The sequence below is a fragment of the Nonomuraea sp. B12E4 genome (assembly GCF_039871825.1).
Taxonomy (GTDB): domain Bacteria; phylum Actinomycetota; class Actinomycetes; order Streptosporangiales; family Streptosporangiaceae; genus Nonomuraea.
In genome coordinates this window covers 1-12,082 of record NZ_JBDPME010000033.1, presented here as the reverse complement: position 1 = coordinate 12,082, position 12,082 = coordinate 1, and the positions used below count along the sequence as shown (strand labels likewise).

12 protein-coding genes are annotated in these 12,082 nt (G+C 70.2%); 8 read left to right on the top strand and 4 right to left on the bottom strand.

Annotated features, from left to right (window positions below; all coding sequences use genetic code 11):
* The first annotated feature begins 46 nt into the window (after positions 1-46).
* Positions 47-682: a lipoyl(octanoyl) transferase LipB gene (lipB, locus tag ABGB18_RS42275; RefSeq protein WP_347701322.1), complete on the top strand. Its 636-nt coding sequence runs from the start codon at positions 47-49 to the stop codon at positions 680-682.
* A gap of 53 nt (positions 683-735) precedes the next feature.
* Here lipB and ABGB18_RS42270 read toward each other — a convergent pair whose 3' ends face one another.
* Both ABGB18_RS42270 and ABGB18_RS42265 read right to left on the bottom strand, forming a co-directional pair.
* Positions 736-2,265 (bottom strand): amino acid permease, encoded by a 1,530-nt coding sequence (locus ABGB18_RS42270; RefSeq protein ID WP_347701321.1) that lies wholly within the window; start codon positions 2,263-2,265, stop codon positions 736-738.
* A gap of 182 nt (positions 2,266-2,447) precedes the next feature.
* Positions 2,448-2,993, bottom strand: coding sequence for a type 1 glutamine amidotransferase domain-containing protein (locus ABGB18_RS42265; RefSeq protein ID WP_347701320.1), 546 nt, complete (start codon positions 2,991-2,993; stop codon positions 2,448-2,450).
* Between the two features lie 228 nt (positions 2,994-3,221).
* Between ABGB18_RS42265 and ABGB18_RS42260 the strand changes: the two genes are divergently transcribed.
* Genes ABGB18_RS42260 through ABGB18_RS42240 form a run of 5 tightly spaced genes read left to right on the top strand, consistent with a single transcriptional unit; the run spans position 3,222 to position 8,947 of the window.
* Positions 3,222-5,036 carry an ABC transporter substrate-binding protein gene (locus tag ABGB18_RS42260; protein WP_347701319.1) on the top strand — a complete coding sequence of 605 codons (1,815 nt, stop codon included), beginning with the start codon at positions 3,222-3,224 and terminating at the stop codon, positions 5,034-5,036.
* On the top strand, positions 5,033-6,085 hold the full coding sequence (locus ABGB18_RS42255; protein WP_347701318.1) for an ABC transporter permease: 1,053 nt from the start codon (positions 5,033-5,035) through the stop codon (positions 6,083-6,085). The genes ABGB18_RS42260 and ABGB18_RS42255 overlap by 4 nt, the downstream gene beginning before the upstream one ends.
* Positions 6,082-6,963, top strand: a complete 882-nt coding sequence (locus ABGB18_RS42250) for an ABC transporter permease (protein WP_347701317.1) — start codon at positions 6,082-6,084, stop codon at positions 6,961-6,963. The genes ABGB18_RS42255 and ABGB18_RS42250 overlap by 4 nt, the downstream gene beginning before the upstream one ends.
* 8 nt (positions 6,964-6,971) lie before the next feature.
* A complete protein-coding gene (locus ABGB18_RS42245; protein ID WP_347701414.1) occupies positions 6,972-7,946 on the top strand; it encodes an ABC transporter ATP-binding protein in 975 nt (324 codons plus the stop codon).
* Positions 7,943-8,947 carry an ABC transporter ATP-binding protein gene (locus ABGB18_RS42240; protein ID WP_347701316.1) on the top strand — a complete coding sequence of 335 codons (1,005 nt, stop codon included), beginning with the start codon at positions 7,943-7,945 and terminating at the stop codon, positions 8,945-8,947. Before ABGB18_RS42245 ends, ABGB18_RS42240 begins: the two co-directional genes overlap by 4 nt.
* A gap of 3 nt (positions 8,948-8,950) precedes the next feature.
* Here ABGB18_RS42240 and ABGB18_RS42235 read toward each other — a convergent pair whose 3' ends face one another.
* A complete protein-coding gene (locus ABGB18_RS42235) occupies positions 8,951-9,598 on the bottom strand; it encodes a response regulator transcription factor (RefSeq protein WP_347701315.1) in 648 nt (215 codons plus the stop codon).
* Positions 9,599-9,743: 145 nt separating this feature from the next.
* Between ABGB18_RS42235 and ABGB18_RS42230 the strand changes: the two genes are divergently transcribed.
* A complete protein-coding gene (locus tag ABGB18_RS42230) occupies positions 9,744-10,922 on the top strand; it encodes an alpha/beta hydrolase (protein WP_347701314.1) in 1,179 nt (392 codons plus the stop codon).
* An 87-nt stretch (positions 10,923-11,009) separates the two neighbouring features.
* Here the strand turns inward: ABGB18_RS42230 and ABGB18_RS42225 are convergent, their stop codons facing one another.
* Entirely contained in the window at positions 11,010-11,558 is a 549-nt protein-coding gene (locus ABGB18_RS42225; RefSeq protein ID WP_347701313.1) for a hypothetical protein, read from the bottom strand.
* A 37-nt stretch (positions 11,559-11,595) separates the two neighbouring features.
* On the opposite strand from ABGB18_RS42225, the gene ABGB18_RS42220 reads away from it, so the two are divergent.
* Positions 11,596-11,823 (top strand): hypothetical protein, encoded by a 228-nt coding sequence (locus ABGB18_RS42220; RefSeq protein ID WP_347701312.1) that lies wholly within the window; start codon positions 11,596-11,598, stop codon positions 11,821-11,823.
* Positions 11,824-12,082 lie beyond the last annotated feature (259 nt).

Genomic DNA, 12,082 nt, shown 5'->3' with positions numbered 1-12,082 from the left:
AGGGGCCGTGCCGTCGCTCTCCAGAGGGCGACATATCCTCGAGGTCATGAGGGCAAGGCCGCTGACGCTCATCCGCGATGAGCTCGTCGAATACGACAAGGCGATGGAGCGCATGACCGACCTCGTCGGGCAGCGCCAACGGGACGAGCGGCCGGACACGCTCTGGTTGCTCAGCCATCCGTCCATCTACACCATCGGGCGCCGCACCCCGCTCTCCCACCTGCCCGACCCCTCCCGTGGCATCCCCGTGCTGGAGACCGGGCGGGGCGGCCAGCTCACCTACCACGGGCCCGGACAGCTCGTCGGCTACCTCATCGTCAAGCTGGACGAGGGCGAGGGGATCGTCGACTACGTGCGCGAGGTGGAGCTGCGGCTGGTCGAGGCGCTGGGCAAGCTGGGGTTGCCGGCCGAGCGGCGGGACACGCCGCCGGGCTCCGAGCTGCTGACCGGGGTGTGGACCAGCGGGAGCGGACGCAAGATCATCTCGATCGGGATGCGGCAGAGCAGGGGGGTCACGAGCCACGGGTTCGCGCTCAACGTGGACGGCGACCTGACGCCCTGGGACTGGGCCGTCGCCTGCGGGATGCCCGACGTGGACATGACCTCGCTCAAGCGTGAGCTGGGCGCGGCCACCATGGACGAGGTCCGCGCGGCCGTGGCCGCCGCTTTCGAGGCCTCCTGACCGATACGGGGCCGACGGCGGCTCATGGGGCCGTGCCCCATGAGCCGAAGGCGTCAGGCGACCGGGATCTCGTCGATGGTGCGGCGCGGGCCGGTGAACCAGTGGCGGGCCGACAGGGCCCACCACAGGGCGATGCCGACCAGCACGACGCCCACCGCGATCGGCGCGTAGTTGACCGACGTCCAGGTGAAGTCGGGGCTGCCCGGCACCCCGGCCGGTGAGAACGGCATGATGAAGTAGATCGAGACGATCACGATCTCGACGCAGGCGATCCAGCACAGGACCCGATATTTCCGGCCGAGGGTCCACGGCCCCGGCCGGAAGGCGTCGCCCATCCGCAGCCGCAGCCAGATCGGGATGAGGAACGCCAGGTAGAGCCCGATGACCGCGATCGACACGACGGCGTAGAAGGCGACCGGGGTGGTCAGGCCGGGCGGGGCGTAGAGGGCTGGCAGTGTGATCAGCGCGGCCGCCACGCAGCCCGCGACGATCGCGTTGACCGGGGTGCGGTTGCGGTCGACCTTGCTCCACAACCGCCAGCCGGGCACCGCGCCGTCGCGCGAGAACGCGTACGTCATCCGCGACATCGACGTCACGCAGCTCATCCCGCAGAAGAACTGGCCGATCGTGGAGATCGCGAAGACCGCCGTGGCCCAGCCGGAGGTGAGCGCGCTCTCGAAGATGGCCCCGACGAACCCGGCCTCCTCGTTGAGCGCGTCCACGTTCGTCGCCGCGAACAGGAACGACAGCAGCAGGATCCACCCGCCGATCGCCGAGTAGAAGATCGACTGCCACAGCCCGCGGGCCGCGCTGCGCGCCGCGCCCTGCGTCTCCTCCGACACGTGCGCGCAGGCGTCGAAGCCGGTGATCGTGTACTGGGTGAGCAGGAAGCCGAGCGGCAGCACGTACAGCCAGAAGGGCAGGCCCTCGGAGCCGTCGCCGAAGCCGGAGCTGTTGTTCGTGCCGCCGAAGACGAAGCCGAGCGACTGGTGCTGGTCCGGCACGAAGACCAGGATGGCGACCACGATCGCGGCGCCCGCCACGTGCCACCAGACCGAGACGTTCTGCAGCAGGGAGATGAGCTTGTGGCTGTAGATGTTGATCACGGCGTGCAGCGCGAGGACGATCACGAACAGCAGGAAAGCCTGGGAGAGCGTCCCCTCCCATCGGCCGTCGGTCACCCGGCTGAGAGTGATGTTGAGGAACGTGGCGCACCCGTAGTCGACCGACGCGGTGACGGCGATGAGGCCGATCAGGTTGAGCCAGCCGGTGAACCAGCCGTGGACCGGCCTGCCCAGCTTGGCGGCCCACCAGTAGATGCCGCCCGCCGTCGGGTACGCCGACACCAGCTCCGACATGCAGAAGCCGATGATCAGGATGAACAGGGAGATGAGCGGCCAGCCCCAGGAGATGGCGATGGGGCCGCCGTTGTTCCAGGCCTGTCCGAAGGTGGTGAAGCAGCCGGCGAGGATGGAGATGATCGAGAACGAGATGGCGAAGTTGGAGAAACCACTCCAGGTGCGGGCCAGCTCCTGCTTGTAGCCGAGCTCGGCCAGTCGCCTGGAATCCTCTTCAGTGGTCATTGAGGTCTCCCTGGGGGGCGCGGAGGACGCTCCTATTTGGTCTACGTCTAGACCATTTCTTTCCAGGGGACAAGGCGTTACAGGCGAGTTTCGTTCTCGTCAGCGCGGCACGTCGCCGGCGGAGGATGGGGTTCAGGGGGCACGGGCCCCGGTCGGGGCCCGCTCACCCCCGAGTGCTCGCGTCAGGCCGCGAACGCGTCCGTGGCGGCCTGGCAGAAGGCCTTGAGGTCGTCCGGCTTGCGGCTGGTGACGAGCATGTTGGGCCCGTTCGTGCACACCACGACCTCCCGGTCCACCCAGGTCGCCCCGGCGTTGCGCAGGTCGGTTCGCAGGCTGGGCCAGGACGTCAGCGTACGGCCGCGCACCACGTCCGCCTCGACCAGGGTCCACGGCGCGTGGCAGATGGCCGCGACCGGCTTGCCCTGCTCGAAGAAGGCGCCGGCGAACCGTACGGCCTGCGGCACCATCCGCAGGAAGTCCGGGTTCGCGACGCCCCCGGGCAGAATGAGGCCGTCGAAGGCGGCCGGGTCGGCGTTGTCCACCGTGTCGTCCACGGCGAAGGTGTCGGCCTTGTCCAGGTGGTTGAACCCCCGGACGTGGCCGGCGGCGGTGGAGACGAGCACCGGCGTGCCGCCGGCCTGCTTGACCGCCTTCCACGGCTCGGTGAGCTCCACCTGCTCGACCCCTTCCGGAGCGACCAGGAACGCGATGGTCTTGCCGTTCATCATGGGATCCCCCTTTCAGGCTGTGCTCTTCTCCCCCTAACCGGTGCGGGGGGATGTATGCGCCGATACCGGGTGGGGGTACCGTGCAGGCTCGCAAGGTCAAGGGGACTGAAAATTTACACCGCGAAAGGAAACGAGAATGAAACAATTTTCCGTGACTCGTTGACACGCGGTCTCCGTATGGTGTGCCTTTCTCTACACAGGAATCCCCCCGCCTGAAGGTGAGGCACTATGAGGAAGTGGGTCGCGCGCCTGGTCGCATTGGGCGTCGCGCTATTAGTAGCAGGTCAGGGCACCACCGCGGCCCTGGCGCAGAACCCGGCGGCGGGGAAGAAGATCGTTCGTGTCGGCGCCACGCAGGCCATGGACTCGATGAACCCGTTCCTGGCGGTGCGTCTCGTGTCGACGCAGATCCAGCGCTGGATGTACGGCTTCCTGACGGTGGCCGACTCGAAGACCCTGCAGCCCAGCCCCGACCTGGCCGAGTCGTGGACCACGTCGGAGGACGGGCTGACCTGGACGTTCAAGATCCGGCAGGCCAAGTGGTCCGACGGCCAGCCGATCACGGCCGAGGACGCCGCCTGGACGTTCAACAAGATCATGACGGACGAGGCCGCCAAGACGGCCAACGGGCCGGCGGTGGAGAACTTCGAGAGCGTCACGGCCAGCGGTCAGGAGCTGACCATCAAGCTCAAGGCGCCGCAGGCGTCCATGCTGGAGAACCCGATCCCGATCATGCCCAAGCATGTCTGGGAGTCGGTCACCGACATGGCCAACTACGACGCCGAGAAGTATCCGACCGTGACCAGCGGCCCGTACATCGCGATCGAGCACAAGAAGGACCAGTACGTCAAGCTGCAGGCCAACCCCAACTACTGGCGGGGCAGGCCCAAGATCGACGAGCTCCAGGTCATCTTCTACGCCAACCCGCAGGCCGCCATCGCGAGCCTGAAGACGGGTGACATCGACCTGATCGGGCGGCTCAACCCGCCGGAGTACGAGGCCGTCCAGAACGACCCGAACATCGTCGCCTGGAACACCCAGGGCCGGCGCGCGGCGTACCTGCAGATCAACCACGGCGCCACCACCACCGACGACAAGCCCGTCGGCGACGGCCACCCCGCGCTGAAGGACCCCAAGGTGCGCCAGGCGCTGCACTACGCCATCGACAAGGACCGCCTGGTCGCCGAGGTGCAGAACGGCCTGGCCCAGCCGGCCGACGGCTCGATCGTGCCGCCGATGTACAAGGAGTTCTTCTGGGAGGCCACCGGCGAGGAGAAGGTCACCTACGACCCGGCCAAGGCCAACCAGATCCTCGACGACGCCGGTTACAAGAAGGGCCCCGACGGCGTCCGTACGATGCCCGACGGCAAGCGCAAGCTGGAGTTCCGCTTCAGCATCCACACCGAGACCCCGATCGAGGACAAGCTCGCCGAATACCTGACGGGCTTCTTCAAGGAGATCGGCATCACGCTGACCACCAAGAAGCTGGAGTCCAGCAAGTTCACCGAGGAGACCGGCGTCACCGGCCTGTTCGACATCGCCATCAGCGGCTGGTCGGTCAACCCCGACCCCGAAGAGGTCATGGCCACGCACCTGTGCAGCCGCAGGCCGGCCCCGTCCGGCGAGGGCGGCGGCACCGAGTCGTTCTACTGCGACGAGACCTTCGAGAAGCTCTACCAGGACCAGCTCAAGGAGCTGGACCGGCCCAAGCGCATCGAGATCCTCAAGCAGATGCAGGAGCGGCTCTACACCGACGCCCCGGTCATCGCCATCTATTACAACAATGACCTCGAGGCCTACCGCAAGGACCGGATCGCGAGCATCACCCCGGTCCCCGAGGACAAGGGCCTGCTGTACGGCGGCAGCAGCTACATGCCGTTCTTCACCGTGACCGTCAAGGACGCGGCGGTCAGCGGCCCGGCCGGCGGAGGCGGCTCCAACACCGGCCTCATCGCCGGGATCGTCGGCGCCGTGGTGGTCGTCGGACTGGCGGTGCTCCTCCTGAGCAGGCGGCGCAAGAGCGCCGCCGACGATCGCGAATGACAGCACCCCTGGAAGCAGCAGAGCCCGCCGTCCAGGCGGCGGGCCCTGGTGACGAGCGCCCCGCCCGCCGCGGCACGCTGCAGTACGCGTTGGCCAAGGCCGGCGGGGCGCTGTTCAGCATCGCCATGGTGATCGTCGCCACGTTCTTCGTGTTCCGGCTGTTGCCCGGCGATCCCGTGCGCAACCTGGCCCAGGGCCGCAACATGACCCCGGCCCAGCTCGACCTGGAGCGCCACCGGCTGGGCTTGGACAAGCCGCTGATCAACCAGTTCTTCGACTTCGTGGGCAACACGCTGAGGCTCGACCTCGGCACGTCGTATGAGTACAAGCGGCCGGTCCTCGACCTGATCGGCGAGCGCTTCGGCCCGACGCTGCTGCTGGCGGGCACGGGGCTGGTCATCGCGGTCAGCCTCGGCATCTGGCAGGGCACCCGGGCCGGGTGGCGGCACGGCGGCCGGTTCGACCGCTTCTCCACCGGCACGTCGCTGGTGCTGTGGTCGGTGCCGACCTTCTGGCTCGGGCTGCTGCTGATGATGGTGTTCGGCGTCGGCGTCGGGCCGATCCCGGGCGTGCTGCCCTTCCGGGGCATCGAGAGCGTGGACGCGCCCGACGGGTTCGCTTACCTGCTGGACGTGGCCTCGCACATGGTGCTGCCGTGCCTGACGCTGGTGGCCGTGATCTACGCGCAATACCTGCTGGTCATGCGCTCGTCGCTGCTGGAGGAGGTCAGCCAGGACTACGTGACGGTGGCCAGGGCCAAGGGCCTGCGCGACGACGAGGTACGCCGCCGGCACGCCGTGCCCAACGCCCTGCTGCCCACGGTGACGCTGGTGTTCATGCGCATCGGCTTCGTGGTCGGCGGCGCGGTCACCGTGGAGACGATCTACACCTGGCCGGGGCTCGGCCAGCTCTTCTACGAGGCGATCTCGGTGCCTGACTTCACGCTCATGCAGGGCACGTTCATGTTGATCACCGTCGCGGTGATCATCATGAACACGCTGGCCGACGTGGTCTACCGGGTGCTCGACCCGAGGGTGAGGTCGGCATGACGAGTGTGGCCACCACCCGCAGGCGGCAGGCGCTGGGCCGCTTCTGGACCGACTTCCGCAGGCACCGGGCCGGCGCCGTCGGGCTGACCGTCCTGATCGTCGCCGTGCTGCTCGCGGTCACCGCGCCGCTGTTCATCGACGAGAACGTGACCAGCGTCGTGGACGCCCCCGGCGAGGAGTGGAGCGGGCCGAGCCTTGCGTTCCCATTCGGCACGGACGAGTCGGGCCGGTCGATCCTGCTGATGGTCTGGTGGGGCTCGCGCACGTCGCTGCTCATCGGCTTCCTGGCCGCGCTGGTCAGCATCGTGATCGGCATGGTCGTGGGCATCGCGGCGGGGCACTTCCGCGGCTGGCTCAGCGCCGTGCTCATGCGGATCACCGACTGGTTCCTGGTGCTGCCCTCGCTGGTCACGGCGCTGGTGCTGGCGGCCATCCTGGGCGGCAGCACGTTCACGATCATCATGGCGATCGGGATCACCACCTGGCCCTCGACCGCCCGGCTGATCAGGGCCCAGACGCTGGCCGTGGAGGCCAGGCCGTACATCGAGCGCTCCAAGGCGCTCGGCGCCGGGCACTGGCACATCACCAGCAGGCACGTGCTGCCGAACGTGGCGCCGCTGCTGCTGGCCAGCACCACGCTGGAGGTCGCCAGCGCGATCGTCACGGAGTCCACGCTGGCCTTCCTCGGTGTCAGCTCCAACAAGACCTCGTGGGGCACGATGCTGCGCGGCTCCTACGACTACGGCGCCGCCACCCAGGGCGCCTGGTGGTACATCCTCATCCCCGGCCTGGCCATCCTCGCCGTCGTCATGGCGTTCACGCTGGTCGGGCGGGCTCTGGAGGCCGTGCTCAACCCCAGGCTCAGGAAGGCGTCGTGAGCGATCGCATGAGTCTTCTCCAACTCGACGACGTGTCGGTGACGTACCGGATCGCCGCGGGCGAGGTGCCCGCGGTGCGCGGGGTGTCGCTGGCCCTCGACTCCGGAGCGGCACTCGGAGTCGCCGGCGAGTCGGGATCCGGCAAGTCGACGCTGGCCATGGCGCTGTTGCGGCTCCTGCCCCGCGACGCGCGAGTCGGTGGCCGGATCCTGCTCGACGGCGAGGACGTGCTCACCATGAAGTGGGGCCGCATGCGGGCCGTGCGGTGGGCCGAGGCCTCGATCGTGTTCCAGGGGGCCCAGCACGGGCTCAACCCGGTGCGCCGGGTCGGCGACCAGATCGCCGAGCCGCTGCTCGTCCATGGCCTGGCCAAGCCGGAGGCGGCCCGCAGGCGCGTGACCGAGCTGCTCGAACAGGTGGGCCTGCCCACCTGGCGGGCCCGCAGCTACCCGCACGAGCTGTCGGGCGGGCAGCGGCAGCGGGTGATGATCGCGATGGCGCTGGCCTGCTCGCCGCGGCTGATCATCGCCGACGAGCCGACGACCGCGCTCGACGTGATGGTGCAGGCCCAGGTCCTGACGCTGATCAAGGAGCTGGTCGCCGAGCACGGCATCTCGCTGATCATGATCTCGCACGATCTGTCCGTCCTCGCCGACGTGTGTGACCAGCTCGCGGTCATGTACGCCGGCCGCGTCGTCGAGCACGGGCCGTCCGCCGAGGTGTTCCACGACGCCAAGCACCCCTACAGCCGGGCGCTGGCGGCGGCCTTCCCGACGGTGGGGGACCCGGCCTCGCGCATGGCGCCCCAGGGCCTCGGTGGCGACCCGCCGGATCCGATGCGGCTTCCCGGCGGGTGCGCGTTCCATCCGCGTTGCCCGGTGGCACTGGACGAATGCGCGTCCCTGGACGTGGAGCTGTGGCCGGCCGGTCCCGGCCGTACCGCCGCGTGCGTGCACGTCAGAGAGAAGGAGGGGGCCTCATGACCGAGACGCGAACCACCGGGGAAGCCCCCGCCACGACGCGGTCCGGCCTGCTGGAGGCGCGGGACCTGCACGTGGAGTTCTCCTCGCGCGGGCGCCGCGCCCGCGCCGTGGACGGCGTGAACTTGTCCGTCGGCGAGGGCGAGATCGTCGCGCTGGTCGGCGAGTCCGGGTGCGGCAAGACCACCCTGGCCCGCACCCTGCTCGGCCTCGAACGCCCCACCTCGGGCGAGGTCCGCTACGGCGGTACGGCGCTCGACTACGGCGCCAGGGCGCTCAAGGCCTACCGGCGGCAGGTGCAGCTCGTCCTGCAGGACCCGACGGGCTCGCTCAACCCCCGGCACACGGTCTACGAGGCGGTCGCCGAGGGGCCGCGCATCCACGGGCTGGCGGACGAGCGGGAGGTCGTCTCCACGGCCCTGTCCAGGGCCGGGCTGCGCCCGCCCGACCGGTTCTTCCTGCGCTACCCGCACGAGCTGTCCGGCGGACAGCGGCAGCGCGTGGTGATCGCCGGGGCGCTGGCGCTGAATCCGCAGGTGCTCATCGCCGACGAGCCGGTGGCCTCGCTCGACGCCTCCGTCCGGGGCGAGATCCTCGCCCTGCTGCTCCGGCTGCGGTCGGAGCTCGGGCTGTCGGCGCTGGTCGTCACGCACGACCTGGGGCTGGCCTGGAACATCGCCGACCGGGTGGCCGTGATGTACCTGGGCAGGATCGTCGAGTCGGGGCCCGTCGAGCAGGTGCTGACCGCGCCGCGGCATCCGTACACGCAGGCTCTGCTGTCGGTGCTGCCCGAGTCGCCCGAGCGGGTGGTGCTGACCGGCGAGCCGCCGGACCCGACCAGGATCCCGGGCGGCTGCCGGTTCCACGCCCGCTGCCAGGTGCTCGCCTCGGGCAAGGCGGCGGCGGCCGGGGTGGACGGGAAGTGCCGCACCGAGCCGCTGGACGCTCTGCCCGCCGTCCCGGCGGCCCAGGCGGCCTGCCACTACGCGGAGATCGCCGGCTAGCCGCTAGCCCAGGTCGGCGTCGTGGACCAGGATGGCGGCCTGGACGCGGTTGGCCAGGCCCAGCTTGGCCAGCACGCGGCTGACGTGCGCCTTCACCGTGGCCTCCGTCAGGTGCAGCTCGCGGCCGATCTCGGCGTTGGACAGGCCGCGCGCCACGGCCCTGACCACGTCCTCCTCCCGGCCGGTGAGCCCGGCGAGCTGCCTGCGGGCGGTCTCCGCGCGGGAGGGGGCGCGGTCCACGTACGCGGCCAGCAGGCGCTTGGTCACCGACGGGGAGAGCATGGCGTGGCCGCCGGCGACCGTGCGGACGGCGGCGGCCAGCTCCCGTGGCGGGGTGTCCTTGAGCAGGAACCCGACCGCGCCCAGGCGCAGCGCCTCGTGCACGTACTCGTCCAGGTCGAAGGTCGTGAGCATGACCAGCTTGGGCGGGTCCGGCCGGGACAGGATCTGGGAGGCGGCGGTCAGGCCGTCCATGCCCGGCATGCGCACGTCCATCAGCACCACCTCGGGCCGCAACCGCGGCACGGCCGAGACGGCCTCGGCGCCGTCACGCGCCTCACCGGCGATCACGATGTCGCCCGCGGCCTCCAGGATCAGCCGCAATCCGGACCGGACGAGCTCCTCGTCATCCACGATCAGCACGCGGATCACGCGGACACCACTCCGCCGGGCAGCACGAATCGCATGCTCATCAGCGTATGGGGCCGGCCGGAACGGCGGTTACCGACGAAAGTAGTAAACGCCGGTCGACGATCGGGCGTCCCGGGCGGCGGGCTCGGGCGGCCAACGTGGACCCATGCCCAGAACACCACTGACACCACTTGCACCACTTGCACCACCACTTGCCGCGACCGCCGCCGTGGCGCTGACCCTGTCACTGACCGTCCTCAGCGGCGTCCCCGCCCAGGCCCAGGCCCAGCCTCGGGCTCAGGTCCTGGCCCAGGCTCAGGTCCTGGCCCAGGTTCCGGACGGGGCCGATCTTGTCCTGCCGGGGCCGACCGGCTCCATGGCCGTCGGCACCACCACCCTGCACCTGGTCGACGCGAGCCGCCCCGACCCGTGGAACCCCGCGGCGGACAAGCGGGAGCTGCTGGTCTCGCTCTGGTACCCCACCAGGAAGACTTCCGGGAAGCGGGCGCCGTACGTGTCGCCGCAGGAGTCCGCCGCGATCCTGAAGCCCTACCCGGACGTCCCCCCGGACGCGCTCACCAGGACCAGGACCCACGCCACGCTCGACGCGCCCGTGCGGACCGCCCGGGGCGGCCTGCCCCTGGTCGTCATGTCCCCGGGCTTCACCTTCCCGCGCGCCTCCCTGACCTCACTGGCCGAGGACCTCGCCGGCCGGGGGTACCTGGTGGCCGCCGTGGAGCACACGTACGAGTCGGTCACCACGTTCCCGGACGGGCGGACCACCACCTGCCTGGCCTGCGTGCGCGGGCAGGACGGGGCCAAGGTCGCCGCGAGCCGGGTGAAGGACGTCCGGTTCGTGCTGGACGAGCTGGGCAAGGGCCGCTGGGGCCACCTGATCGACCGCCGGAGGATCGCCATGGTGGGCCACTCGATGGGCGGCAACAGCAGCGCCCAGGCCATGCTCGCCGACGCGCGGGTGCGGGCGGGGATCAATCTCGACGGCTCGTTCATTCCGCTGGTGACGCGGCTGGACCGGCCGTTCATGCTGATCGGGACGCCGGAGCTGCACGCGCCCGGCGGTGAGGACGACTCGTGGGTGAAGTCCTGGGCCCACCTGAAGGGCCCGAAGCGCTGGATCACGGTGGCGGGCACCGACCACGCGGCGTTCGTCGACTACGCGGTGCTCAGGCCGCCGCTCGGCATCCCCGCGCAGCGGCTGGACGGCGGGCGCGCGCTGCGCATCACCCGGGACCACGTGGCCGCCTTCCTCGACCGGCACCTGCTCGGCAGGCGTACTCCGGTCCAGGACTTTCCGGAGGTCACCGACTATTCGGGTAGCTCTTGAGCGTGATGGCGTTCGCGGCGCGGTGGATGGGGCCGGCGATCCGGTCCACCAGGCGGTCGCGTCCGGGCAGGTGAGGGAGCAGCTTGATCATGGTGAGCTGGAACCGGAGGGCCAGGCGTGACCCGGGGTCGCGTGCACGGCCTCCTCACGGTCCAGGCCGAGCGTGTTGGGGACCGTGCAGATCGAGATGTAGTAGCCGAGGTCGCGGGAGAAGCGCGACTCCTCACCGAAGGCGATCCGCCTGGTGGTGGAGTGCGCGCCGTCCGCGCCGATGACCAGGTCGAACGTGCGCGGCCCGGAGTGCTCGAACGTGACCGTGCCGTCCTCGGCGACGGCGGTGATCGAGTCGCCGAAGACGTACTCGACCTCGTCGCGGGTGAGGTCGAACAGCAGCTCGTTGAGGTCGCCCCGCATGATCTCGACGTCGTCGCCCGCGCGCCCGCCGAACAGTGCGGCGTCCATCGTCGCGACCGCCTTGCCCGCCGCGTCGTAGTGGGTGGCGACGCGCATGTCCGTGCTCCTGGCGCGCACGGCGTCCAGCAGGCCCATGCGCTCGATCACCTGGAGGGCCGCGCCGCGGATGTCCACCTTGTAGCCGCCGGTACGGATCGCGGGGGCGCGCTCGACCACGGTCACCGTGTAACCGTGCCGCCGGAGCCAGTAGGCCGTCGCGGTGCCGGCGATGCTCGCGCAGCTCGGGCAGGCCGTCAAGGAGGCGCGGCTGGGGCTCGCGGAGCTGTTCGCCGGGATCGAGCCGGACGGCGACCCGGAGCGGGCGCGGCTCACGGGGACGGTCTACCAGGCCATGTTGACGGGCTTCCTGTCGCAGTGGCTGCTCGACCCGGCCAGCGCCCTCTCGGGCCGCGAGGTCTCCACGGCCCTACGCGTGATCGTCTCCTGACCCCCCACCCCTCGGCCCCGCCCCTCACCCCCGGGCGGCCTCGTGCCGTGCCGTCCACGGAGCCTCGCTGAGACGGGGGCCACTGTAGAGGGGGACCTGTGGGTTGGGGCCGGGGATCAGGCCGGTCCAGGGGCTAGTACTACTCCGCTAGATCTGTAGGACCTGGAGGCGCAGGCGCTGGATGAAGTGGTGCCTGCGCGCTCGGGATTGCTTCCTGCGGCGCTGCTCCGACCAGTAAAGGCCCAGCTCAACGACGTGA